This window comes from Methylocella silvestris, from assembly GCF_002891535.1.
Taxonomy (GTDB): domain Bacteria; phylum Pseudomonadota; class Alphaproteobacteria; order Rhizobiales; family Beijerinckiaceae; genus Methylocapsa; species Methylocapsa silvestris_A.
On the sequence record NZ_PDZR01000001.1, the window covers coordinates 622,897 to 647,383 of the forward strand.

General features: G+C 63.2%; 19 protein-coding genes. 12 read left to right on the top strand and 7 right to left on the bottom strand.

The genetic code is table 11. The features are described from left to right. Positions 1 to 62: 62 nt before the first annotated feature. Entirely contained in the window at positions 63 to 2,426 is a 2,364-nt protein-coding gene (rnr, locus tag CR492_RS02930) for a ribonuclease R (protein ID WP_102842168.1), read from the bottom strand. Then, complete coding sequence (gene topA / locus CR492_RS02935) at positions 2,423 to 5,353, bottom strand: type I DNA topoisomerase (RefSeq protein WP_102842169.1); 2,931 nt, start codon at positions 5,351 to 5,353, stop codon at positions 2,423 to 2,425. The genes rnr and topA overlap by 4 nt, the downstream gene beginning before the upstream one ends. A gap of 303 nt (positions 5,354 to 5,656) precedes the next feature. On the opposite strand from topA, the gene CR492_RS02940 reads away from it, so the two are divergent. The 3 genes from CR492_RS02940 (at position 5,657) to CR492_RS02950 (ending at position 8,554) form a co-directional block, all read left to right on the top strand. After that, entirely contained in the window at positions 5,657 to 6,607 is a 951-nt protein-coding gene (locus CR492_RS02940; RefSeq protein WP_102842170.1) for an aspartate carbamoyltransferase catalytic subunit, read from the top strand. 62 nt (positions 6,608 to 6,669) lie between these two features. After that, positions 6,670 to 7,989, top strand: coding sequence for a dihydroorotase (gene pyrC / locus CR492_RS02945; RefSeq protein WP_102842171.1), 1,320 nt, complete (start codon positions 6,670 to 6,672; stop codon positions 7,987 to 7,989). 79 nt (positions 7,990 to 8,068) lie between these two features. Continuing rightward, positions 8,069 to 8,554: a monooxygenase family protein gene (locus tag CR492_RS02950; protein WP_102842172.1), complete on the top strand. Its 486-nt coding sequence runs from the start codon at positions 8,069 to 8,071 to the stop codon at positions 8,552 to 8,554. Positions 8,555 to 8,600: 46 nt separating this feature from the next. On the opposite strand, the gene CR492_RS02955 is transcribed toward CR492_RS02950, so the two are convergent. Continuing rightward, positions 8,601 to 9,032 (bottom strand): cupin domain-containing protein, encoded by a 432-nt coding sequence (locus tag CR492_RS02955; RefSeq protein ID WP_102842173.1) that lies wholly within the window; start codon positions 9,030 to 9,032, stop codon positions 8,601 to 8,603. Positions 9,033 to 9,317: 285 nt separating this feature from the next. Then, on the bottom strand, positions 9,318 to 10,589 hold the full coding sequence (locus CR492_RS02965) for a GGDEF domain-containing protein (protein ID WP_102842175.1): 1,272 nt from the start codon (positions 10,587 to 10,589) through the stop codon (positions 9,318 to 9,320). 538 nt (positions 10,590 to 11,127) lie between these two features. Here CR492_RS02965 and plsY point away from each other — a divergent pair. Together plsY and dprA are read left to right on the top strand one after the other, a co-directional pair. Beyond that, positions 11,128 to 11,742 carry a glycerol-3-phosphate 1-O-acyltransferase PlsY gene (gene plsY / locus CR492_RS02970; RefSeq protein ID WP_102842176.1) on the top strand — a complete coding sequence of 205 codons (615 nt, stop codon included), beginning with the start codon at positions 11,128 to 11,130 and terminating at the stop codon, positions 11,740 to 11,742. Then, entirely contained in the window at positions 11,739 to 13,004 is a 1,266-nt protein-coding gene (gene dprA, locus CR492_RS02975; protein ID WP_102842177.1) for a DNA-processing protein DprA, read from the top strand. The genes plsY and dprA overlap by 4 nt, the downstream gene beginning before the upstream one ends. 43 nt (positions 13,005 to 13,047) lie before the next feature. On the opposite strand, the gene accC is transcribed toward dprA, so the two are convergent. The 3 genes from accC to aroQ are packed head-to-tail and all read right to left on the bottom strand — an operon-like array spanning position 13,048 to position 15,338. Then, on the bottom strand, positions 13,048 to 14,406 hold the full coding sequence (accC, locus tag CR492_RS02980) for an acetyl-CoA carboxylase biotin carboxylase subunit (protein ID WP_102842178.1): 1,359 nt from the start codon (positions 14,404 to 14,406) through the stop codon (positions 13,048 to 13,050). Between the two features lie 24 nt (positions 14,407 to 14,430). Beyond that, a complete protein-coding gene (locus CR492_RS02985) occupies positions 14,431 to 14,886 on the bottom strand; it encodes an acetyl-CoA carboxylase biotin carboxyl carrier protein (RefSeq protein WP_102842366.1) in 456 nt (151 codons plus the stop codon). 5 nt (positions 14,887 to 14,891) lie between these two features. Next, positions 14,892 to 15,338 carry a type II 3-dehydroquinate dehydratase gene (aroQ, locus tag CR492_RS02990; protein WP_102842365.1) on the bottom strand — a complete coding sequence of 149 codons (447 nt, stop codon included), beginning with the start codon at positions 15,336 to 15,338 and terminating at the stop codon, positions 14,892 to 14,894. A gap of 1,015 nt (positions 15,339 to 16,353) precedes the next feature. On the opposite strand from aroQ, the gene secE reads away from it, so the two are divergent. The 7 genes from secE (at position 16,354) to rpoB (ending at position 24,381) form a co-directional block, all read left to right on the top strand. After that, positions 16,354 to 16,545 carry a preprotein translocase subunit SecE gene (gene secE, locus CR492_RS02995; RefSeq protein ID WP_012592812.1) on the top strand — a complete coding sequence of 64 codons (192 nt, stop codon included), beginning with the start codon at positions 16,354 to 16,356 and terminating at the stop codon, positions 16,543 to 16,545. Between the two features lie 32 nt (positions 16,546 to 16,577). Further along, a complete protein-coding gene (nusG, locus tag CR492_RS03000; protein WP_102842179.1) occupies positions 16,578 to 17,108 on the top strand; it encodes a transcription termination/antitermination protein NusG in 531 nt (176 codons plus the stop codon). 175 nt (positions 17,109 to 17,283) lie between these two features. Continuing rightward, positions 17,284 to 17,712 (top strand): 50S ribosomal protein L11, encoded by a 429-nt coding sequence (gene rplK / locus CR492_RS03005; RefSeq protein ID WP_102842180.1) that lies wholly within the window; start codon positions 17,284 to 17,286, stop codon positions 17,710 to 17,712. Positions 17,713 to 17,716: 4 nt separating this feature from the next. Next, a complete protein-coding gene (gene rplA / locus CR492_RS03010) occupies positions 17,717 to 18,412 on the top strand; it encodes a 50S ribosomal protein L1 (protein ID WP_102842181.1) in 696 nt (231 codons plus the stop codon). A gap of 556 nt (positions 18,413 to 18,968) precedes the next feature. After that, on the top strand, positions 18,969 to 19,484 hold the full coding sequence (gene rplJ / locus CR492_RS03015) for a 50S ribosomal protein L10 (protein ID WP_102842182.1): 516 nt from the start codon (positions 18,969 to 18,971) through the stop codon (positions 19,482 to 19,484). Between the two features lie 53 nt (positions 19,485 to 19,537). Next, positions 19,538 to 19,915: a 50S ribosomal protein L7/L12 gene (gene rplL / locus CR492_RS03020; protein ID WP_102842183.1), complete on the top strand. Its 378-nt coding sequence runs from the start codon at positions 19,538 to 19,540 to the stop codon at positions 19,913 to 19,915. 335 nt (positions 19,916 to 20,250) lie between these two features. Continuing rightward, positions 20,251 to 24,381, top strand: coding sequence for a DNA-directed RNA polymerase subunit beta (gene rpoB / locus CR492_RS03025; RefSeq protein WP_102842184.1), 4,131 nt, complete (start codon positions 20,251 to 20,253; stop codon positions 24,379 to 24,381). Positions 24,382 to 24,487 lie beyond the last annotated feature (106 nt).

A 24,487-nucleotide genomic window follows, 5' to 3' on the forward strand; every position in this document is an offset into this window, starting at 1 on the left:
CTATCTATTTGTTTCAACGCATTTTCTTATCGCAAAAGTCTGCAACTTTTGCGGAAAATGCTCTAGCGCGGCCCGTATTTTTTTGCCGCGCGCTTGACCGCAGCCTTTGGCGCACGGGCGCGGGGCGCGCCTCCGCTCACCATCTCGAATCGCAGGGCGCCGGCCAGGGGCGCCGCTTCGACCAGCTTCACCGTGACGATGTCGCCGAGCCTGTGCATCTTCCCCGTGCGGGAGCCGACCAGAGCATGCATCTGTTCGTCGTGTCGAAAATAATCATCGCCCAGCATGCTCGCCGGAATAAATCCGTCAGCGCCTGTTTCGGCGAGCCGGATGAACAGACCGGCGCGGGTCGCTCCCGAAATGCGGCCTTCGAAGCTCGCGCCGATCTTGTCGGCAAGATGGGCGGCGATCAGGCGTTCGATCGTCTCGCGTTCGGCGGCCATCGCGCGCCGCTCGGCGGCCGAAATCTGCGCTGCTATTTCAGGCAGTTCGGCGCGAGCCGACGGCGTAAGCCCGTCCGGCCCGAGATCCAGCGCCGCAATAAGGGCGCGGTGAACGATGAGATCGGCATAGCGCCGGATCGGCGAGGTGAAATGGGCGTAGCGGTGCAAATTGAGGCCGAAATGGCCGTAATTCTCGACCACATATTCGGCCTGCGCCTGGGTGCGCAGCACGATCTCATTGACGAGATGCTCGTTCTCGGTGTCCTTCACCTGCGCCAGAATGCCGTTGAACTGCTCTGGCCGCAGGACCTGCCCCTTCGCCAGCTTGATGCCGATCGTGCTCAGAAATTCGGCAAGATTATTGAGCTTTTCGACCGAGGGCTCGTCATGGGCGCGATAGATCAGCGGCTGACGCTTGGCCTCCAGCGTCTCCGCAGCGCAGACATTGGCGAGGATCATGAACTCTTCGATCAGGCGATGCGCATCGAGCCGTTCGGGGATGACCACCCGGTCGACCGCGCCCGCCATGTTCAGCAGGATCTTGCGCTCCGGCAGATTGAGTTCGAGCGGGGAGCGCTGGTCACGCGCGCGCTTTAGCGCCGCATAGGCTTCATAAAGCGGCGCGAGAACGGGCTCGACCAGCGAGCCGGTCGTCTCGTCCGGGGCGCCGTCGATTGCGGCCTGCGCCTGCGGATAGGAAAGCTTTGCCGCCGAACGGATCAAGACCCGATGGAAATCATGGGCAAGCTTGCGCCCGTCGGCGGCGATGATGATGCGCACGGCGAGCGCCGGGCGGTCCTCGCGCGGGCGCAGCGAGCAGAGATCGTTCGAGATCCGCTCCGGCAGCATCGGCACGACGCGATCGGGAAAATAGACTGAATTGCCGCGCGTCAGGGCCTCGCGATCGAGCGCCGATCCCAGCCGCACATAGGCGGCGACGTCGGCGATGGCGACGCGTAGGACGAAGCCGCCGGGGTTGGCGGGGTCGGGATCGGGCTCCGCCTGAACCGCATCGTCATGATCCTTGGCGTCAGCCGGATCGATCGTGACGAAGGGGATTTTGCGCCAGTCCTCGCGCCCGCCCATATCCGCGGCGCCGGCGTGCTCGGCCTCCGTGAGGGCAGAGGGGCTGAAGACATTCGGGATTTTGTGCGAATGAATAGCGATAAGGCTGACCGCCTTTTCGCTGTCGAAGGCGCCGATGCGCTCGCGCACCCGGGCCGAGGTCAGTCCAAGCCGGCCGGTGCGCAGCATCTCGACCGCGACGAGATCGCCGTCTTGCGCCTCGCCCTCCTGTCCCGGAAGCACGTCCAGCTCGCCCCGACTGACGTTTTTCTTGTCGATCGGCGCGACGCGTCCGCCCCCGCCGGGATTTTGCCGGAAAATGCCGAGGATCTGCGTTTTCGCCCGTTCCAGCAGCTTGACGACGCGGCCCGTGTAAGAGGGCTCGTCCGGCCTGGCGTCCGGGATCGGCTCGACGCGCAGCAGCGCGCGGTCGCCGATGCCCGGCTGGGGAACGCCGGGCCGTTTGCGATGCAGCACCGGCACAATGATTTTCGGGGCGCGGCCGGATGCCTCGTCCCAATCAACCGGGGCCGCCAGAAAATCGCCGTCGCGGTCGCGGGTATAGAAATCGGCGAGCACGGTTGAGGGCAGCAGACCCGCGCGATGGAGCCCTTTGCGGCGGCGCTCGATGGCGCCGTCCTGCTCGAGTTCCTTCAGCATCTGCTTGAGGGCGATGCGGTCGGCGCCCTTGATATCAAAGGCGCGCGCGATTTCGCGTTTGCTGATCTTGGCGGGCCGCCGCGCCGCCTCGCCTTCGCCGGATTGCGCCTCGCGCTCCCTGGCGATGAAGGCGATGATCTCTTCGCGGGTGGGAGGAGCCCGGCCCGATTCCTGCTGCGCCGCGGCGGCGCCGTCTTGATGCTGCGCCCGATGGACGCTGCTTTGGCCGGACTTTCTTGTCCCGGCTATTTTGTTCACGCTTGTTTTGCCTGTTTGGGTTTTGCCGTCGCGGCCTTGCCGGCGGGTTTTTTCCGCGCCGCCGCGGCCGCCTTGGCGGCGGGTTTTCGGTTGGGCGTCGGCTCGAATGGCGGATCTTCGTCATTGGCCGGCGCGGTTTTGTTTCTTGAACTCGGCGCCGCTTTTTTGGCGGCGGCCGAGGATTTGGCCGTCTTCTTCGGCGCGGCCGCTTTTCTCGTCCCGCCCGCCGCTTCCTTGTCCTCGATCAGGCGGATCGCCTCTTCGAGAGTGATCATCTCGGGGGAGGCGTCGCGTTTCAGGGTGGCGTTGGTCTTGCCATGATTGACATAGGCGCCGAAACGGCCTGCGCGCACGGTAATTGGGCCCCCCGAAGGATGTTCGCCAAGAAGGCGCCCCTGAATGGGCGCGCCGCCGCCCGACGCCTTCGCGGCGAGCAGCGCCACGGCTCCTTCGAGCGTCAATGTGGTGGGGTCGGCGTCCTTCGGCAAGGTCGCGTTGATCTTGCCATGCGTGACATAGGGCCCATAGCGTCCGGCCTTGACGCTCACCGCGCCGCCGGAAGGATGGTCCCCCAAAACGCGGGCCGGCGCGCTGTCCGAATTGCCGAATCGGCGCCCGGTGAGGCCGCTTTCCTTGGCGACGATGAGGTCGATCGCGCGATTGGCGCCGATCGAGAGAATATCCTCATCCTTGGCGACATTGGCGTAGGTCTTGCCGTGCTGAACATAGGGCCCATAGCGACCAATGCCGGCGACGATGGGCTCTTTCGATTCAGGGTGGCGCGCGACCTCTCGCGGCAGCGACAAAAGCGCGATCGCCTGTTCCAGCGTCAGCTCGGCTGCCGCGATTGTCGGGGGCAATGAGGAGCGTTTCGGCTTCTCGCCCTCGCCCTGCTGCACATAGACGCCGAAGCGGCCGTCGCGCAGGGTGATCTCCTCGCCGCTGTCGGGATCGACGCCAAGCGATTTGACGCCCGGACGCTCGCCGCTACTCGCCTCGGCGCCCTCCGGCGTCGCGAGAGTCCGCGTGAATTTGCATTCGGGATAGTTGGAGCAGCCGATGAAAGCGCCGAACTTGCCGAGCTTCAGCGACAGCTTGCCATCGCCACAGGAGGGGCAGCCGCGCGGATCGGAGCCGTCTTCCTTCGGCGGAAAAATATGCGGCCCCAGGATCTCGTTCAGGCGGTCGAGCACCTCCGTCGTGCGCAAATCCTTGGTGCCGGCGAGCGCGCCCGAAAAATCCTGCCAGAAATCGCGCAGCACCTGCTTCCAGTCGATCTCATGGTTTGAGACCCGGTCGAGCTTTTCCTCGAGGTCGGCGGTAAAGTCATAGCCGACATAGCGGGCGAAGAACGCCTCGAGGAAGGCCGTGACGAGACGTCCCTTGTCCTCCGGATGCAGGCGCTTCTTCTCGATCCGCACATAATCGCGTTCGCGCAGCACGGCGAGCGTCGAGGCGTAGGTCGAGGGGCGACCGATGCCGAGCTCCTCCATGCGTTTGACCAGCGTCGCCTCGGTAAAGCGCGGCGGCGGCTCGGTGAAATGCTGGGCCGCGTCGATGCGTTCGCGCTTCAGGCGCTCGTCCTTCGCCATATCCGGCAGGCGGGCGCTTTCGTCATCGTCTTCATCGTCGCGGCCTTCCTGATAGAGCTTCAGAAAGCCGTCGAAGCGAATCACCTGACCGGTTGCGCGTAGATCAAGCTTGCGCGCGCCGGCAAGCGCCTCGATGTCGACGGTGGTGCGCTCGAGCTCGGCCGATTCCATCTGGCTGGCGATGGTGCGGGTCCAGATCAGCTCATAGAGCTTGGCCTGATCGGGCTCCAGCGCCCGAACCACGGCGCGGGGAAGCCGTGCGAGGTCGGTCGGACGGATCGCCTCATGCGCTTCCTGCGCGTTCTTGGCCTTTACCGTATATTTGCGCGGCGCCTTCGGGACATAGGCCTCGCCGAACTGGCGGGCGATAACGGACCTTGCGCTGGTGATCGCTTCGGGGGCGAGATCGACGCCGTCCGTTCGCATATAAGTAATGAGTCCGACCGTCTCGCCGTCGATGTCGGCGCCCTCATAGAGCCGCTGCGCGAGCTGCATGGTGCGAGCCGGCGCGAAGCCGAGTTTGCGCGAGGCTTCCTGCTGCAGCGTCGAGGTCGTGAAGGGGGCGGAAGGGTGGCGCTTGGCGGGCTTGGCCTCGATCTCGGCGACGCGGAACGTCGCGTTTTCGAGATCGGTCTTGAAGGCGGCGGCCTCAGCTCCGGTCCCAACGTCAAGGCGCGTAATCTTCTTGCCGTCGGCGCCGACGAGCCGCGCCGTGAACGGAGCGTCCGCCTGCGTCTTGAGATGGGCGACGATCGACCAATATTCGCGCGCGGTGAATGCCTCGATCTCAAGCTCGCGGTCGCAGACGAGCCGCAGCGCGACGGACTGCACCCGTCCCGCCGAGCGGGCGCCGGGGAGCTTGCGCCACAGCACCGGAGAAAGATTGAAGCCGACGAGATAATCCAGCGCGCGGCGCGCCAGATAGGCGTCGACCAGCGCCACGTCGATCTGACGGGGATGCTGCATCGCCTCCAGCACGGCGGATTTGGTGATGGCGTTGAAGACGACGCGCTCGACCGGCTTGTCCTTGAGGACTTTCTTCGCCTTCAAAACCTCGAGGACATGCCAGGAGATCGCCTCGCCCTCGCGATCGGGGTCGGTCGCCAGAATGATCTTGTCGGCGTCCTTGACGGCCCTTGCGATCTCATTCAGCCGCTTGGCGGATTTGACGTCGACGTCCCACAGCATGGCGAAATCGGCGTCGGGGTCGACCGATCCGTCCTTGGCCGGCAAATCGCGGACATGGCCATAGGACGGGTAAACCTCATAGCCCTTGCCGAGGTATTTATTAATGCTTTTAGCCTTCGCCGGCGATTCGACGATGACAACATACATTGATGACAATCCTTGATCTCCACTGGCGGCGGGGCCGCTGGCGAGTTTAAAAAAGGCTTTAAACGGCGGGGCCTGCCGGGGGCCGGCGCTCTCCCCTTCTATTGCGGCGCCGCGCAAATTTTGAGGCAGAACATGGGGGAGGGCGCTCCCTTAGTCAAATCGGGGCGCGGCGGACTGGAGCGGCCGCCGGGCTGGCGCGCTGCCGGAAACCGCGGGACCGGTCCGGAAAATCTGTGCGCGGCCGGCCGCCCTCCATGCCCAAGGCTATGACGGCGGCCCGATCATCCTGTAAGAGATCGGCTCATGTCATACCATGATCGAGAGCTGACCTTCCCGCACCGCCATCTGCTCGGCATCGAGGGGCTTTCGCCGCAGGATATCGACGTGCTGCTCGACCTTGCCGAACAGGCGATCGAGGTCTCGCGCCAGGTCGAAAAGAAGCTGTCGACGCTGCGCGGGCGCACCCTGATCAATCTGTTTTTCGAGGCCTCGACGCGGACCCAGTCCTCTTTTGAACTTGCCGGCAAGCGTCTCGGCGCCGACGTTATGAACATGTCGGTCGCCTCCTCCAGCGTCAAGAAGGGCGAGACCCTACTCGACACGGCGATGACGCTGAACGCCATGCGGCCCGACATCATTGTCGTGCGCCACGCGCAGGCCGGCGCGGTGCATCTTCTGGCGCGCAAGGTCGATTGCTCGGTGGTCAACGCCGGCGACGGCGCGCATGAGCATCCGACGCAGGCGCTGCTCGACGCGCTGACGATCCGGCGCAACCGCGGCCGCATCGCCGGCCTCATCGTTGCGATCTGCGGCGACATTCTGCATTCGCGCGTCGCCCGCTCGAACATCCTGCTCCTGACGGCGCTCGGCGCCCGCGTGCGCGTGATCGGCCCCTCGACGCTGCTGCCGGCCGGGATCGCGCGCATGGGCGTCGAGGTCTTCACCGATATGAAACAGGGGCTGCAAGACGCCGATATCGTCATGATGCTGCGGCTCCAGCGCGAGCGCATGCAGGGCGGCTTCATTCCCTCGCCGAAGGAGTTTTTCCGCTTCTTCGGCCTTGATGAGGAAAAACTGAATTATGCGCGCCCGGACGCCCTGGTGCTGCATCCCGGCCCGATGAACCGCGGCGTCGAGATCGATTCGGCCGTCGCCGACGGCGGCCAGAGCCGCATCCGCGAGCAGGTCGAAATGGGGGTTGCGGTGCGCATCGCCGTCCTTGGCGCGCTCGCCGCGCATCTGCCTAACGGGTGACCCATGAGCCAGGCCGACACGCGAAAGGCGCCCAAGACCTTGCGAGAGACCCTCAAGTGAAGATGAAGATTCCGGCCTCTCCCTCGGTTGCGCATCAGCCGCTGGCGCTCGTCAACGGACGCCTCGTCGACGGGCAGACCTTTGATTGCGTGCGCGGCGGAATTCTCATTCTTGACGGCCGGATTCTTGATCTTGGCCCCGAGGTCGCGCCGAAAAACCTCCCCGTTCATTCGCGCGTGATCGATTGCGGCGGCGATTTTCTCAGCCCCGGACTCATCGACATGCGCGCCTTTGTCGGCGAGCCGGGGGGAGAGCATCGCGAGACCATTGCGACCGCCACGGCCGCGGCCGCGGCGGGGGGCGTCACGACGATCCTGGCGCGGCCCGACACCAATCCCCCGGTCGACGAACCGGCCGTCGTCGATTTCCTGTTGCGCCGCGCGCGGGACACCGGCCGCGTGCGGCTGATTCCATGTGCGGCGATGACACAGGGGCTGCGCGGCGAGGAGATCGCCGAAATCGGCTTGCTGAAGCAGGCCGGCGCGCTTGCCTTCTCGGATGGCGCGCATTCCATCGCCAATTCCCGCGTGCTGCGCCGCGTGCTCTCCTATGCGCGCGATTTCGACGCGCTCATTATTCATTATGCCGAGGATCGCGATCTCGCCGCCGAGGGCGTGATGAACGAGGGCGAATTCGCCACAAGGCTCGGGCTCGCAGGCATCCCGCGCGAGGCGGAGGCGATCACGCTCGACCGCGACATCCGTCTCGTCAATCTCACCGGCGCGCGCTATCACGCCGCCCTCGTGACGACGACGCTGTCGCTCGACATCATCAAACGCGCCAAGGATGCGGGGCTGCCGGTCACCGCCGGGACCTCGATCAACCATCTGACGCTCAATGAAACCGATATCGGCGATTACCGCACCTTTCTCAAACTCGCCCCGCCGCTGCGGCGCGAGGATGAGCGGCGCGCGCTCGTCGAGGCGCTCGCCTCCGGGCTGATTGACATCATCGTTTCGGACCATAATCCGCAGGATGTCGAGACCAAGCGTCTGCCCTTCGCCGAGGCCGAGAATGGCGCGATCGGGCTGGAGACCATGCTGGCGGCGGGTTTGCGGCTTGTCGCCTCCGGCGAAGTCTCGCTGCAGCGGCTGATCGGCGCGATGACGTTGCGCCCGGCCGAGATCCTGGGCTTGCCGCAGGGCCGGTTGCGGGTTGGCGCTCCCGCCGACATCATCCGTTTCGATGCGGAGGCGGCGTATGTGGTCGATCCGTCGAAACTGCGCTCGCGCAGCAAGAACACACCCTTCGACGAAGCGACCATGGAAGGCCGCGTGAAGCTGACGCTGGTCGAGGGGCGGGTTGTTTTCGAGGAGGAGTGAGGCGCTCAGCCTCTTCGCGAGATTCGCCTTCGTGGTGAGCGAGGTTTAGGATCGCGGCTTCGTCATGGGAGATTGTCCAATGATGAAACGTGAAGTCCCCGATTTTTCCGCCTATGCCGATCTCGTCATCATGATGCTCGGCATGCGGGTGAGAACGCTTCGTGGCGTTAAGACGCTGCTTGGCCTGGGGCCGCCGATTGAGGCGGCCGGCGCCGCCCGCCCGGATGGCCTGCTCCACGCGGACAACGCCATCATTTATGGCTTTTATCCGCTGCATCTCGGCATGCGCTGGTACTGGCGCGATATCGATGCGCTCGAGGCCTGGGCGAAATCCGGGCCGCATCGCCTGTGGTGGAGCCAATTCATGACGGATTCCGGCGGGACCGAATTCTGGCATGAGACCTATCATATGCGCGGCGGCATGGAGGCGATCTATCTCGACATGACGAAGCCAATCGGCCTCGCCAATTTCATGCCGGTGGGCGCCGCGCGCGGCACGATGGCGAGCCGCCACAAGGAATGGGCCTCGCCTGGTCCTGGCGAAGCGCCAACGGACCGGCGCTGATCCAGCCGCGGCCAGGCGACCGAACCCTGTTCGCAGGGAAGAGAGATTACCCCTCGCGGTTCGGAGTGCCGAGCACGTGGATGTTTGGCGGCAGCATCGCGTCGTCGAAAGTCTGGGTGAACATCGGCGCCGCGAAGAACGCGACCGCCCTCAAGGTTTCCGCGCCCGTGTTGACAAGATCATGCCGCACAGGAGTCGGCAGAACGAAAACGCTCCCCGGACCAACCTGATGCACGGTCCCGTCCTCCATCCGCAGCTCTCCGGCGCCGGCGAGGATATACTGTGTCTCCTCGGTGGCGTCGGTATGCCAGCCGAGCCGATCGCCCGCCTCGATTTCATAAACGATGGTGGAGGATTGCGTCGTCCCGTGGCCGCCATAGGCCGCGAACGCGCCCGCCCAGCGGACTTTGGGGTCGCTAACTCCGCCGACCTGCGCTCTGGGAAGATCCTGGGTCGAAACGACAAAGACTGAAGGCACGGCCTGCTCCTGCGACAGTATGCGGCGTTCTGCCGCATCATGGGGCGCGTTTGCGCTCTACGCAATGCAGTCAGTGTATCAATGATATGTGATGATAATATTTATTTTTCATCTCGATGGCGTGCGCCGAGCAAGCGACGGCCTGTTGAGGTAGCTGGCCGCCGCGCGCCGAATGGCCGAAAGGCGCTGGGGGAATCCACATGCCACGGCAAAAGGAGACGCGCCGGGCGCGGACATGATTTCGAACACGGGTTCCCGGCGTCATGCCAAAATAAACGACATCGCTCACGCCGGGCTTAGCCTGACTCCGCGCAGGCTCGGCGTGATCGGCGGAAAAAGAAATTCGGTCTTGGCAATTGCGCCAACCAGCGAGGCGGCGCCCTTTTTCAACTGCTTTCGCTCATACATCATCATGTCAGCCTGAGCGATCAGATCGTCGATCTTTGTGGCGGCGGGATACGCCGTTTCGGCGTAGCCGGCGCTGAAGGAAATTTCCAGCAGCGGGTCAGCTGTCGCGCGCGCCGCAATGATGGCCGTCATGCGCGCAAGCATAACCTCGGCTGTTCCGCAAGCGCCGGACGCGAGCACCACGAACTCGTCTCCGCCGATGCGGCCGATCACATCGGTCTTCCTGAATGTGGCGACGAGGACATTGGCAAAGCTCGTGATCAATTCTGACCCGGCGGTGTGGCCCAGGCTGTCATTGATCTTTTTCAGACCGTCGAGATCGAAATAAAACAACGTTAATCCGGCCCGCAATCGGATTGCATTCTTTACGGCGTAGTCGGCGGCGGAGAAAAAACCACGACGATTCAGGATATTCGTAAGCTGGTCTTTCAACGACTGAGACCGCAGCTCGCGTTCAAGCCTGTTGGTCACCCTGCCCATCCACGCAATGACTGCGAGCGCCGTCAGCACGACGATCGGGGTCTCGACAGCGCGCGTGTAAGCCGGCGGCAAGATGTCGGCGCTGTCGAGATAGCCGACTGTGGCGAACGCAACAAATGGCGTGACGACGACTAAGGGCAAGACGAGCCGCCCGACGCGGCTGCCGATCCCGCCGTCGAACCAAAAAGAAAGCCAGCCAATGGCGCTCGCGCGTCTAACGACGATCACAGTCGACAACAGAAAAAGACAGAAGAACGTTTGCGGTGAAGTCAGGTTGGTTCTCGAGAGGCCGAGCAACTCGACCATCTGGTAAACGTAACCGCTGACCAGAACGAGGATGAGCGTAACGAGGGAAATCGCGCCGAGGTCACATAACATGCCCCGTCTGCGCCCGGGGCGCGAAAGGAATGCCAAGCATAGGCCGATGAGCGTCAGGCCCAGCGCGGTTTGGGGAGATGGGCGGCCGTGGCTTGCGGACGCATCCCTCGGCAACCAGCCTTCGATTTCCATGCGAACGCCGGCATATTCCAGCAATGTAATGCAACCGAGCGCGAGGACCGCCAAGGCCGCGACTAGGCTGAGCCGTAGCGCTAAGGGCGATCTCCCCGGCGCCGAAAGAGCGAGGCTTGCCGCGGCGGCCAGCATTCCCGCCGCAGCATTCGCCGTCATGCGTGACCAACCCGAAGGCGCGAAAGCGGCGACGGCCGGAAAATACCATAGTGTGAGAATGCATCCCGCCACCACAGCGACAAGGCATAGCGCAGGCTTTTCGAGTCGGGCTACGGCTGACAGAATTCGAAGGTCGGGCCGGGATGGGCTGTGGATCACTGCGGGGATGACCAAGGGAGCGACCTCCAAGAAGCAGCATCAACTTTTGCAAGCTTGGAGCCTGGCTTTGGCGTCATGCTGGGAAACGGGGGACGAATTCGACGTATGATAATTGATAAAAAGCAAAACTTATCAAAACTAACATACGCCTTATTTTGCGATCACGAAGCGAATATTGGCCGTTTGACCTGATTTATTTTCTGCATCCGAGCTTTGCTCCGCGGGACTCCCGTGAAAAAGCGCAATTGCTTGAACTTGGCAGCGGCCCATTTGCCCGCCAGGAAACGGGGATTCATTGCACATTGCGGAAGCGCCGGCGCGCTGGTTGCCACTCCATGGCGCGCAAGCTAGGCTGGCTGGCCCTGCTGCGGATGCGCCTGTGATCCTCTCCGTTCTCGCCCTCTTGTTCGGCTATCTTTGCGGCTCGATTCCGTTCGGCCTGATCCTGACGAGCCTCAGCGGCGTCGGCAATCTGCGCACGGTCGGCTCCGGCAATATCGGCGCGACCAATGTACTGCGCACGGGACGCAAGGATCTCGCCGCCGCGACCCTTCTCCTCGATCTCGCCAAGGGGGCCGTCGCCGTATTGATCGTGTCCTTCATTGCGACGCGCCGTCTGCCGCCGCTTTCGGCCTGGCCGCCTGCGCCCGTGCTCGCCGCGGCGCTCGGCGCCTTTCTCGGCCACATCTATCCCGTCTGGCTCGGCTTCAAGGGCGGCAAGGGCGTCGCGACTTATCTTGGCTGTCTTCTCGCCGTCGCCTGGCCGGCCGGCCTCGCCTTCATCGCGGCCTGGCTCGGCGTCGCCTTCCTCACGCGCTATTCCTCGCTCGCCGCCTTGATCGCCGCGGCGCTGACGCCCGTCGTTCTGCTCGCGCTCCACCAGACCGGCGCGGCCATTCTTTTCGCCGGCATGAGCGCGCTAATATTTTGGAAGCATCGCGAGAATATCGCGCGGCTGAAGGCCGGCGCCGAAACGAAGATCGGCAAGAAATGACGTCGGCGGCTGCTTTGACGCCGCAGGAGCGCTTCGCCTTTCTGCGGCTCTATCGCAGCGAAACGATTGGCCCCCGCTCCTTCGTGGCCTTGCTCGCCCGATACGGGTCGGCCCAGGCGGCGCTTGAGGCCTTGCCGGGCGTCGTCGCCAGCGGCAAGGCGGGCCGGCCGATCGCCCTTGCCCCGATCCATGAGATCGAGGCCGAACTGGAAGCGATCGAGCGCGCCGGCGCGGCGCTGATCTGTTTGCCCGAGCCCGATTATCCGGCGCGGTTGCGGCAGATCCATTCGGCTCCGCCGCTGCTTACGGTGCGCGGCGAATACGCCTGCCTGAAACGGTCCAAGGTCGCGATCGTCGGCTCGCGTAACGCGTCGGCGGCCGGCCTCGCCTTTGCGGAACAATTGTCGCGCGGCGTCGCCCGCGCCGGGCATGTCATTGTTTCCGGCCTTGCGCGCGGGATCGACGCGCGGGCGCATCAGGCCGCGCTGGCGACCGGGACGATCGCCGTGCTCGCCGGCGGCCTGGGCAATATTTATCCGGCCGCACACAGCGAACTGATGGAGCGTCTGCTCGAACATGGCGCTGCGATGAGCGAAATGCCGTTTGGATGGGAGGCGCGGGGGCGCGATTTTCCACGGCGCAACCGCATAGTCTCGGGTTTGTCGCGCGGCGTCGTCGTGATCGAGGCGGCGCGCCGTTCGGGCTCGCTGATTACGGCGGGTTTTGCTGCGGAGCAGGGGCGGGAAGTGTTCGCCGTGCCGGGATCGCCGCTCGACCCCCGCGCGGAGGGTCCGAATCAATTGCTGCGGGAGGGCGCGACGTTCTGCACAAGGGCCGAGGATGTGCTCGACGCGCTGGCCCGGCAGGATCTTCTGCCCGCCGCCGATTTCAGCTTCGCTGAAGCTGACGGGGCGTCCTATGAGCCCTATTGGGACGAACTCGAACTGCCGGATATTTTGGCGAAGAATGACGGCGCCGCCTTTGGCGCGGCGGGGCAAATGACGCCGCGGCAAGCACCCGCTTCATTGCGGCGCGCCGCGCCGCCGCCGGCCGACGAGCCGCGGCAGGAGAGCGCCCCTCAACCTTCGCGCGAACAAACCTTCGCCCGGGTGATCGAACTTTTGGGGCCGGCGCCTGTCTCGGTCGATGAACTCGTCCGCGCCTCGGAGGCGCCGGCGCGGGAGGTCCGGGCGATTCTTTTCGAGCTCGAGCTTGACGGCCGGCTCGAGCGCCACGGCGCCGATCTCGTGTCGAAGATCTGAAATCCGGGATCTGCGGCCGGGCCTTACTCCGCCCCGTTCAAGCCTACTCCGTCCCGTCCATGCCACCGTCGGCCAGAAATTTCTCCAGCCAGTGGATGTCGTAAAGCCCGTTCTGGATGTCGGAATTGCGGACCAGCGTCTGGAACAGCGGGATCGTCGTGTCGATGCCGTCGATGATGAATTCATCGAGCGAGCGGCGCAGCCGCATCAGGGCTTCGTTGCGGTTGCGGCCATGCACGATCAGCTTGCCGACCAGCGAATCATAGGTCGGCGGGATCGTATAGCCGGCATAGACAGCGCTATCGACGCGAACGCCAAGGCCGCCCGGCGGATGGTAATAATTGATCAAGCCGGGCGAGGGGCGGAAGGTCGCCGGATGCTCGGCGTTGATGCGGCATTCGATGGCGTGTCCGTTGAAGATGACGTCGTCCTGCGTCAGGGTCAGCGCAGATCCCGCCGCGATCTTGATCTGCTCATTGACGAGATCGACGCCGGTGATCATCTCGGTCACCGGATGCTCGACCTGGATGCGCGTGTTCATCTCGATGAAATAGAATTTGCCGTCTTCATAGAGGAATTCGATCGTGCCGGCGCCGGCATATTGCAGTTCGCGCATGGCCGCGGCGCAGATCTCGCCGATCTCCTTGCGCTGCGACTCATTCAGCGCCGGCGAGGGGCCTTCCTCCCAGACTTTCTGGTGCCGTCGCTGCAACGAGCAATCGCGCTCGCCAAGATGGATCGCGCCGCCACGCCCGTCGCCGAGAATCTGCACCTCGATGTGGCGGGGTTTTTCGAGATATTTTTCAAGATAGACGGAATCATCGCCAAAGGCCGATTTCGCCTCCATGCGCGCCGTCTCCAGCGCCGAGGCGATGTCGTCCTCGCTGAACGAGACCTTCATGCCGCGCCCGCCGCCGCCCGCCGCCGCCTTGATGAGCACGGGATAGCCGAGTTCTTTCGCCGCGGCCTTCGCCTCCGCCTCATCCGTGATGGCGCCGGCCGAGCCCGGCACGCAGGGGATGCCGAGCCGAAGCGCGGTCCGCTTCGCCTCGATCTTGTCGCCCATCAGTCGGATATGCTCCGGCTTTGGCCCGACGAAGACGATGTGATGCTCCGCGAGAATTTCCGCAAAACGGGCGTTTTCCGACAAAAATCCGTAGCCGGGATGCAGCGCCTCAGCCCCGGTGATCTCGCAGGCAGCGAGGAGCGCTGGAATATTCAAATAGGATTCGCGCGCGGGCGGCGGCCCGACGCAGACGGATTCGTCGGCGAGCTTGACATGCATTGCTTCGGAATCGGCGGTCGAATGGACCGCGACCGTCGCGATGCCAAGCTCCTTGGCCGCGCGCAGAATCCGCAACGCGATCTCGCCGCGATTGGCGATGAGGATTTTTTCGAACATTTTAATCCACCCGGCGCGCGGCGCTCATTCGATGACGAAGAGCGGCTGGCCGTATTCGACGGGCGAGCCGTCCTCAACGAGGATGCGGGTGACCGAGCCGGCGCGCGGCGCGACGATCTCGTTGAACGTCTTCATCGCTTCGACGAGAAGAAGCTTGTCGCCCGCCTTCACGACGGAGCCGATCTCGACAAAAGGCGCGGATTCAGGCGACGCCCGCCGATAGGCGGTCCCGACCATCGGCGATTTGACGACGCCGGCGATTTCGATCTCCGCGGCGACCGGCTCGACGGCCACGGTCGCCGTCGCCGGAACATGCGCGGGAGCGAACTGGCGCGCGATCCTGATCTTCATATCGCCATGGGCGATCTCAATCTCGGAAAGGCCAAGGCGCGTCGCGATCTTGGCGAGCGCCTCGACGAGCTCGGTGTCGACGCCGACGTCTTGCGCAGGCGCCGCGGGTTTCGGCCCTGTATATTTCATTTTCTTCATCTTTCGCTGACGGTTGTGAGAGCGATCAAGGCGTCGAGGGCGAGCGTGTAGGACAAGACGCCGAAGCCCGAAATCACGCCCTCGGCGACGGGGGCGATATAGGAGTGGCGACGAAACTCCTCGCGGGCGTGGACATTGCTAAGATGCACCTCGACGACCTTGGCCTTCGCGCCCTTGATCGCGTCGTGAAGACCGATCGAGGTGTGCGTCAAGGCGCCGGCGTTGAGGATGATCGGCTCGCCGGCAAGTCCCGCGTCCTGTACCCAGGAGATGAGGTCGCCCTCGTGATTGCTCTGGCGGAAGCGGAGCGTGACGCCGCGCTCGGCGCAGGTCGCGGCGAGGCGCGACTCAATCGCGGCGAGCGTCTGCGCGCCGTAAATCTCCGGCTGCCTCGATCCGAGCAGATTGAGGTTTGGCCCGTTCAGGCAATGGACGGTTTTCATGAAAGACTCGAAAGGGCGCGCAAACGTCCGAAGCGGCAATCCATAACCGGGATCAAAAAACAAGGGAAGCCCGCCGGAGTCATCGGCGCCGGCCGATCCTGGCGCCTCGACAAAAAATGCGCGCATGGGCCTCGCTGTGGAAACCGCGTGCGGAGCATAGAGGCAGATAAACATTAAAATTATGATGCAAGATTGAAAATAATATCCCTATATATTCGAGACAGATGAAAAAAATCGTCAAAAATATAAGTATATTATAAGTTTTTTGTCAAATTTATTATAAACGTGTTGCATATTTATATTAATTTTTTGTGATTGACACAAATATATATTTTCTAATGGCGCATTCTCGCGATGCGGCCCTTCATAGAGTCGCTGCCTCGACCATATAGTTCCGATGGGCGTCAGCGGATGGAGCCAATTTCCGTCGCAGACCCTTTTCCCTCAGTCATCTACTCGCTCGAAATCCGCTGTTTCATTTGAGCCGGCTCGAACAACTTGTGCAAAACCCTCTCGCAGCGCGCCCGACCGGCTTTCCTGCGCTTGTTGGCTCTGGATTTGGCGTGACGAGCCGGGCGCATGTCTTCTGGGCGTTTCAAAAGCAGGCGAGCGGGACGGGAGGTTCTTGGGGGGACTCTCGCCGCATTGTTCGACGATTTCAGGGCGGGACGCGGTTCGCCGTCTGTCATGCTTTGCCTTGCCGATAAGATCGGCGCGAACCTCTCGCGCGTTTCCGGCTCGCGAGAGGTCCGACAGGCCGTCGCTCGGCCGCCGGACCTTGCAGATAGCCCGGTAAAATTGCATTTGCGTTCTACGCCGCAATGACTATAGTCCATCGACGCGGCGCGTGGCCCTTAAGGCTCCGCGCCCTGATTTTTTTGTGGCAGGCGGCCAGCCGCGCTGGCTTGGGGTTCGTCGAAAAGGCCGGCTCCGTCTTCCTGTCGCCCTGTTGACAAGCGATTCAATCCAGACCGCTCGGCGGTTTGGACGTTTCGCGCAGAGGTCTGAAGTTAAAATGGTAAATCCCTTCCAGTTCATTCAGGAGGTTCGTACCGAGGCCGGCAAGGTGACCTGGCCGACGCGGCGCGAGACCATGATCACGACCGGCCTTGTTATTCTTATGGTCCTGTTCGCAAGCCTTTTCTTTGTGGCGGTCGATCAGACGTTGCGATTCGCCGTGACCCTGCTGATGGGTCTTGGACGTTGATCGCAACACAACGGAGTTCGGAAGCTGTCCCAATGAGCATGCGCTGGTACATCGTCCACGCCTATTCGAACTTCGAAAAGAAGGTCGCAGAATCAATCAAGGAGCAGGCGGCGCAGCGCGGCCTCGCGGCCAAGTTCGAGGAGATCCTCGTGCCGACCGAGCAGGTCGTCGAGGTGCGCCGGGGCCGCAAGATCAATTCGGAGCGCAAGTTCTTTCCGGGCTACGTGCTTGTAAAATGTGATCTTTCTGACGATATCTACCATCTCATAAAGAACACGCCGAAGGTCACCGGCTTCCTTGGCGCTGACAAGAAGCCGATGCCGATCTCCGACGCCGAGGCGGATCGCATCAAGGGGCAGGTCGCCGACGGCGTCGAGCGGCCGAAAGCGTCGATCTCGTTCGAGATCGGCGAGACCGTGCGGGTCGCCGACGGACCTTTCGCCTCCTTCAACGGCACTGTCGAGGAGGTCGACGAGAGCCGCTCGCGGGTCAAGGTCGCCGTTTCGATCTTTGGTCGCGCCACGCCGGTGGAGCTGGAATACGCTCAGGTCGAGAAGGTCTGAGGGCCTGGAGAATTCGGGCTTAGCCGCCCGGACGCGCGGCGGAAAATCCGCCGTGACACAGACGTGGGAGACAGGGCCCGGCGCGCCACGCCGATGTCCATAAAGTCGCACCACGACCGCAACCGCCGCGCGAGGTCTTTCGCAAGACCTCGGCTGGCTTGTATGGGAGTTTAACATGGCGAAGAAGATCACGGGTTTCGTGAAGCTTCAGGTGCCGGCCGGGGCGGCCAATCCGTCGCCCCCGATCGGTCCCGCGCTCGGTCAGCGCGGCTTGAACATCATGGAGTTTTGCAAGGCCTTCAATGCGCGCACCGCGCAGATGGAGAAGGGGACGCCGATTCCCGTCGTCATCACGGCCTATGGCGATCGCTCCTTCACCTTCGAGATGAAGCTGCCGCCGGTTTCTTATTTTCTGAAGAAGGCGTCCGGCATCACGTCGGGATCGAAGACGGCGGGCCGCGGCTTCGCCGGGAAGATCTCCAAGGCGCAGATCCGCGAGATCGCCGAGAAGAAAATGCCCGATCTGAATTGCGCGTCGGTCGACGCCGCGATGACGATGATCGAAGGCTCCGCCCGGTCTATGGGCCTTGAGATTACGGGGTAAGAACATGGCTCACATTGGAAAGCGCATCAGCAAGGCGCGCGAAGGCATCGACCGGGTGAAGCTCTACCCTATCCGCGACGCAATCGCGCTCATCAAGGAGCGGGCCAGCGCGAAATTCGACGAAACCGTTGAAATCGCGATGAATCTTGGCGTCGATCCGAAGCACGCGGACCAGATGGTGCGCGGCGTCGTCAATCTCCCCAACGGCACCGGCCGCACGCTGCGCGTCGCCGTCTTCGCCCGTGGCGCGAAGGCCGACGAGGCGACGGCGGCGGGAGCCGATATTGTCGGCGCGGAGGATCTTGTCGCGAGCGTGCAGGGCGGGACCATCGCCTTCGACCGCTGCATCGCGACGCCCGATATGATGCCGCTCGTCGGCCGTCTCGGCAAGGTGCTCGGCCCGCGCGGCCTGATGCCGAACCCGAAGGTCGGAACGGTCACCATGGACGTCGCCGCCGCGGTCAAGGCCTCGAAAGGCGGGGCGGTCGAGTTCCGTGTCGAAAAGGCCGGGATCATCCAGGGCAGCGTCGGCAAGGCGTCCTTCGATGACGACAAGCTCGCCGAAAATATCGCGGCTTTCGTTGACGCCGTGGCCAAGGCCAAGCCACAGGGGGCCAAGGGCACCTATATTCAGCGCGTCGCGATCTCCTCGACGATGGGTCCGGGAGTCAAGGTCGACCCCGCGACGCTGACCGCCTGAGGCGTTAATCGCGATTTATTGCTTGACATCGGCCGAAAATTTGCTCGGGGCCTTGGCAGCGCCGATCGGTTGGTCTAAATAGAGTGTTCGGGGCTGATCCGTGATGGCGCCCCGCACCCATAAAGCTTCCGCGATCGCGAGCCGTCTATTTGACTTACGGGTTCAGTCTGTTGGCAAATAGGGTTCGTTGTCCGGTGGATAAGGCTGGAGGATAGACGGCGACGTCTGTCCTTTCCGGCCATGTCCTGTCCAAGACTGCAGGCGCCAAGCTCTCGGGCGAGGCTTAATTTCCCATCCAGTTCCGGTTCGTCCGGACGGGGAGGGGAGGCCAGCATAGACGGGGTCGATGACAAAGTTTCGGATGTGAGGCCGGCTTGCCGGCCCCTGTCCTTCGATTTTGGTCTACTCCCTCTGTCCGGAGCGGCTCGTTCGTTCCGGGGACAGGCACAGCGCCGTTGCGGCGCGGGTTCGCCCGCAAACCGCCGCGGCAAATGCAGCCCGCGGGCCCGGCCTCTCAATCAGGAGGCCGATTTGGCCCGCTCCAGGAGAAAGCACTGTGGACAGAGCGGAAAAGAAGGAATGCGTCGAGTCGCTTTCCGAAGTCTTCAAATCGACTTCGGTTGTCGTCGTTGCGCATTATTCCGGCCTGACAGTGGCTCAGATGCAGAATTTGCGCAAGCAAATGCGCGCAGCCGGAGCCGCCGTGCAGGTCGCCAAGAACCGTCTCGTCAAGATCGCTTTGGAGGGTTCGGAGGTCGCTTCGATCGCCGACCTCATGCGTGGCCCGACCCTGATCGCCTATTCGGAGGATCCGGTGGCGGCGGCTAAGGCCGCCGTGGCTTTCGCCAAGGACAACGACAAGCTCGTGATCCTCGGCGGGGCGATGGGCAAGACCGCGTTGAACGCGGACGCCGTGAAGTCGCTTGCGACCATGCCGTCCCTCGATGAACTGCGCGCCAAGCTCGTCGGCCTCATTCAGGCCCCGGCGACCAAGCTCGCCCAGCTCACCAATGCGCCGGCCGCCAAGCTCGCGCGGGTCTTTTCGGCTTACGCCGAAAAAGACGCCGCCTGACGGCCATTTCTTGACAGACCAACATCATCAATTGACCAATCGAAGGAACTGACATGGCTAATCTTGAAAAAATCGTCGAGGATCTCTCGAGCCTGACCGTGCTCGAGGCGGCGGAGCTCGCCAAGCTGCTTGAAGAGAAGTGGGGCGTCTCGGCCGCCGCCGCCGTCGCTGTCGCCGCTGGTCCCGCTGCGTCCGCCGCCGCGGCTCCTGTCGAGGAGCAGACCGAGTTCACCGTCGTGCTGGCGGCCATCGGCGACAAGAAGATCGAAGTGATCAAGGAAGTTCGCGCCGTGACCGGCCTCGGCCTCAAGGAGGCCAAGGATCTTGTCGAGGCCGCGCCGAAGCCCGTCAAGGAAGGCGTCACCAAGGAAGAGGCTGAGAAGATCAAGGCCGCTCTCGAAAAGGCCGGCGCGAAAGTCGAGCTTAAGTGAGATCGATCGCTGCGGCGATTGCAATCTGAATAACGGCGGCGCCTCGGAAACGGGGGGCCGTCGAACTGTTGCCGGAAGGTCGTGTTCGAGCCTTGCGGTTAAACGCGGCGCCAGAGCGTGGTGCCGGAAAGTTGCCGACTTTCCGGACGGACATCACGCTCCAGATCGTCGGACTCGATCGCGTTTCATGATTTTGGACTGGTTCAGTTCAAAATCATCGCGATCTGAAGCCGCGCCGCGGGGATCGAACGGTCCCGCTCCCAGCGTCCGAACTGGGGGCGGATGAGGCGATCGCCCGTTGGGGAGATCGCCGTTTTGAAAGGTGCGAGAGCGACATGGCTCATTTTTCAGCGCAGACATTCAACGGCCGTAAGCGTATCCGCAAATTTTTTGGCCACATCCGCGAAGTCGCGGAAATGCCCAATCTGATTGAAGTTCAAAAAGCATCCTACGATCAGTTCCTCCTCGTCGACGAGCCGCAGGGCGGCCGTCCCGACGAAGGGTTGCAGTCCGTCTTCAAATCGGTGTTTCCGATTTCGGATTTCTCCAACACCGCTCTCCTCGAATTCGTGAAATATGAATTCGAGCCGCCGAAATATGACGTCGACGAGTGCCGCCAGCGAGGCATGACCTTTGCCGCGCCGTTGAAGGTCACGTTGCGTCTCATCGTGTTCGACGTCGATCCCGACACCGCGGCGCGGTCGGTCAAGGACATCAAGGAGCAGGACGTCTATATGGGCGACATGCCGCTCATGACGATGAACGGCACCTTCATCGTCAACGGCACCGAGCGCGTCATCGTCTCGCAGATGCACCGTTCGCCGGGCGTGTTCTTCGACCACGACAAGGGCAAGAGCCATTCGTCGGGCAAGCTCCTGTTTGCGGCGCGCATCATCCCTTATCGCGGCTCCTGGCTCGACATCGAATTCGACGCCAAGGACATCGTCTATGCCCGCATCGACCGCCGCCGCAAGATTCCGGCGACCTCGGTGCTCTATGCGCTCGGTATGGACGGCGAAGAGATTCTCTCGACCTTCTACAAGACCATTCCTGTCACGCGCGACAAGGAAGGATGGCGCCAGCCGTTCGACGCCGAGCGGCTGAAGGGCCTCAAGGCCGTCGTCGATCTTCTCGACGCGGAAACGGGCGAGGTCGTGCTTGAAGCCGGCAAGAAGCTGACGGCGCGCACCGCGCGCCAGCTGGCCGAGCGCGGATTGAAGTTCCTGCGCATGCAGGACGAGGACCTCCACGGCCAGTATATCGCGACCGATCTTTACGATTCCGCGACCGGCGAAATCTTCGCCGAAGCCGGCGAGGAGATCACCGTCAAGACGCTGCCGCTCTTGATCGAGGCGGGCTTCGACGAGCTGCCGCTGCTCGATATCGACCACATCAACATCGGCCCCTATATCCGCAACACGCTGCACGTCGACAAGAACAAGGCGCGCGAAGAGGCTTTGTTCGACATCTACCGCGTGATGCGTCCCGGCGAGCCGCCGACGCTCGACTCGGCCGAGGCGATGTTCCATTCGCTGTTCTTCGATTCCGAGCGCTATGATCTTTCCGCGGTCGGACGCGTCAAGATGAACATGCGCATGGATCTCGACGCGGCGGACACGGTGCGCACCCTGCGCAAGGAAGACATCATCGCGGTGATGCGCGCGCTCGTCGATTTGCGCGACGGACGCGGCGAGATCGACGACATCGACCATCTCGGCAACCGGCGCGTGCGCTCGGTGGGCGAGCTCATGGAAAATCAGTATCGTCTCGGCCTGCTGAGGATGGAGCGCGCCATCAAGGAGCGTATGTCCTCCGTCGATATCGACACGGTGATGCCGCAGGATCTCATCAACGCCAAGCCGGCGGCCGCCTCGGTGCGTGAATTCTTCGGCTCCTCGCAGCTGTCGCAGTTCATGGATCAGACCAATCCGCTGTCCGAGATCACGCATAAGCGCCGTCTGTCGGCGCTTGGGCCGGGCGGCCTCACCCGCGAGCGCGCCGGCTTCGAGGTGCGCGACGTGCATCCGACCCATTACGGCCGCATCTGCCCGATCGAGACGCCGGAAGGCCCGAACATCGGCCTCATCAACTCGCTCGCCACCTTCGCGCGCGTCAACAAATACGGCTTCATCGAAGCGCCCTACCGCCGCGTCAAGGAAAACCGCGTCAGCGACGAGGTCGTCTATCTGTCGGCGATGGAGGAGAGCAAATATTACGTGGCGCAGGCCAATGCGCCGCTCGACGCCGACAGCGGCCTGACGGAAGACCTCGTCGTCTGCCGCCACGCCGGCGATGTCGTCATGGTGCCGCGCGAGCGCGTCGATTTCATGGACGTGTCGCCAAAGCAGCTCGTCTCGGTCGCGGCGGCGTTGATTCCGTTCCTTGAGAACGACGACGCCAACCGCGCGCTGATGGGCTCGAACATGCAGCGCCAAGCCGTTCCGCTGGTGCGCGCAGATGCGCCGCTCGTCGGCACAGGCATGGAGGCGGTGGTCGCGCGCGATTCCGGCGCCGCCATCGCGGCCCGCCGCACCGGCTATATCGACCAGATCGACGCCACACGTATCGTCGTGCGCGCGACGGAAGAGTCTGACCCGAGCAAGCCCGGCGTCGACATCTACCGGCTGATGAAGTTCCAGCGCTCGAACCAGTCGACCTGCGTCAACCAGAAGCCTCTGGTGCGCGTCGGCGATTTTGTGCGCAAGGGCGACATTATCGCTGACGGCCCTTCGACCGACCTCGGCGATCTCGCGCTCGGCCGCAACGTGCTCGTCGCCTTCATGCCCTGGAATGGCTACAACTTCGAGGATTCGATCCTGCTCAATGAGCGGATCGTCAAGGACGACGTATTCACCTCGATTCACATCGATGAATTCGAGGTGATGGCGCGCGACACCAAGCTCGGCCCGGAAGAGATTACGCGCGACATTCCAAACGTCTCGGAAGAGGCGCTGAAGAATCTCGATGAAGCCGGCATCGTCTACATCGGCGCCGAAGTGCAGGCGGGCGATATTCTCGTCGGCAAGATCACGCCGAAGGGCGAGAGCCCGATGACGCCGGAAGAAAAGCTGCTGCGCGCCATCTTCGGCGAGAAAGCGTCCGATGTGCGCGACACCTCGCTGCGCGTGCCGCCGGGCGTCACGGGCACGATCGTCGAGGTGCGCGTGTTCAACCGGCACGGCGTCGAAAAGGACGAGCGCGCCCAGGCGATCGAGCGCGAAGAGATTGAACGGCTCGCCAAGGACCGCGACGACGAACTCGCGATCCTCGACCGCAACGTCTATGCGCGTCTGATCGACGTGCTCGCCGGCAAGAAAGCCATCGCCGGTCCGAAGGGCTTCAAGAAAGACACGGTGCTGACGCGGGACATCATCGAGGAATATCCGCGCTCGCAATGGTGGATTTTTGCGATCGAGAACGACCAGACGATGGGCGAGCTCGAGGCCATGCGCAAGCAGTACGATGAATCGAAGAAAGGCCTCGAAAGCCGCTTCCTCGACAAGGTCGAAAAGCTCCAGCGCGGCGACGAGCTGTCGCCGGGCGTCATGAAGATGGTCAAGGTCTTCGTCGCGGTGAAGCGCAAGATCCAGCCGGGCGACAAGATGGCCGGACGGCACGGCAACAAGGGCGTCGTCTCGAAGATCGTGCCGCAGGAGGATATGCCCTTCCTCGCGGACGGGACGCCGGTCGACATCGTGCTCAATCCGCTCGGCGTGCCAAGCCGGATGAATGTCGGGCAGATTCTCGAGACGCATCTTGGCTGGGCCTGCGCCGGCCTTGGGCGGCAGGTGGCCGAGACGGTCAACGCCTATATGCGCAATCAGGACGCTGGCCCGCTGCGCGCGAAGCTCGGCGAGATTTATGACGCCAAGGCCGAATTCGACGCCCTGGACGACAATGTCGTCGTCGAGATTGGCGAAAATCTGCGCCGCGGCGTGCCGATCGCAACGCCGGTATTCGACGGCGCGCATGAGGCCGACATTGTGGTGATGCTCGAACAGGCGGGTCTCGACCCGTCCGGGCAATCGACCGTCTATGACGGGCGCACCGGCGAGGCCTTCGATCGTAAAGTGACGGTCGGCTACATCTATATGCTGAAGCTGCACCATCTCGTCGACGACAAGATCCATGCGCGTTCGATCGGTCCCTACAGCCTCGTCACCCAGCAACCGCTTGGCGGCAAGGCGCAGTTCGGCGGCCAGCGCTTCGGCGAAATGGAAGTGTGGGCGCTCGAAGCCTATGGCGCCGCCTACACGCTGCAGGAAATGCTGACCGTGAAGTCGGACGACGTCGCCGGCCGCACCAAGGTCTATGAATCGATCGTGCGCGGCGACGACGCCTTCGAGTCCGGCATCCCCGAGAGCTTCAACGTGCTCGTCAAGGAGATGCGCTCGCTCTGCCTCAACGTCGAGCTGACCATGTCGAACAAGGTCGCGCTGCCGCCACAGGCCGAGGCAGCCGAATAATTCGCGCCGGAACACCCTGCGGCGCGCACCTTTTCGGGCGGCGCGCCGCGTCCCGCAATTTTGGTTTCCGGCACGGGAGCGCGCCTTTGTCGCGCGCCGTCCCAAG

Bases quoted from the DNA above. Each gene is read 5' to 3' on its own strand.
- topA (WP_102842169.1), bottom strand. From the start codon at position 5,353: ATGTATGTTGTCATCGTCGAATCGCCGGCGAAGGCTAAAAGCATTAAT.
- CR492_RS02940 (WP_102842170.1), top strand. From the start codon at position 5,657: ATGTCATACCATGATCGAGAGCTGACCTTCCCGCACCGCCATCTGCTC.
- pyrC (WP_102842171.1), top strand. From the start codon at position 6,670: ATGAAGATTCCGGCCTCTCCCTCGGTTGCGCATCAGCCGCTGGCGCTC.
- CR492_RS02950 (WP_102842172.1), top strand. From the start codon at position 8,069: ATGATGAAACGTGAAGTCCCCGATTTTTCCGCCTATGCCGATCTCGTC.
- CR492_RS02965 (WP_102842175.1), bottom strand. From the start codon at position 10,589: ATGACGGCGAATGCTGCGGCGGGAATGCTGGCCGCCGCGGCAAGCCTC.
- dprA (WP_102842177.1), top strand. From the start codon at position 11,739: ATGACGTCGGCGGCTGCTTTGACGCCGCAGGAGCGCTTCGCCTTTCTG.
- accC (WP_102842178.1), bottom strand. From the start codon at position 14,406: ATGTTCGAAAAAATCCTCATCGCCAATCGCGGCGAGATCGCGTTGCGG.
- CR492_RS02985 (WP_102842366.1), bottom strand. From the start codon at position 14,886: ATGAAATATACAGGGCCGAAACCCGCGGCGCCTGCGCAAGACGTCGGC.
- aroQ (WP_102842365.1), bottom strand. From the start codon at position 15,338: ATGAAAACCGTCCATTGCCTGAACGGGCCAAACCTCAATCTGCTCGGA.
- secE (WP_012592812.1), top strand. From the start codon at position 16,354: ATGGTAAATCCCTTCCAGTTCATTCAGGAGGTTCGTACCGAGGCCGGC.
- nusG (WP_102842179.1), top strand. From the start codon at position 16,578: ATGAGCATGCGCTGGTACATCGTCCACGCCTATTCGAACTTCGAAAAG.
- rplK (WP_102842180.1), top strand. From the start codon at position 17,284: ATGGCGAAGAAGATCACGGGTTTCGTGAAGCTTCAGGTGCCGGCCGGG.
- rplA (WP_102842181.1), top strand. From the start codon at position 17,717: ATGGCTCACATTGGAAAGCGCATCAGCAAGGCGCGCGAAGGCATCGAC.
- rplL (WP_102842183.1), top strand. From the start codon at position 19,538: ATGGCTAATCTTGAAAAAATCGTCGAGGATCTCTCGAGCCTGACCGTG.
- rpoB (WP_102842184.1), top strand. From the start codon at position 20,251: ATGGCTCATTTTTCAGCGCAGACATTCAACGGCCGTAAGCGTATCCGC.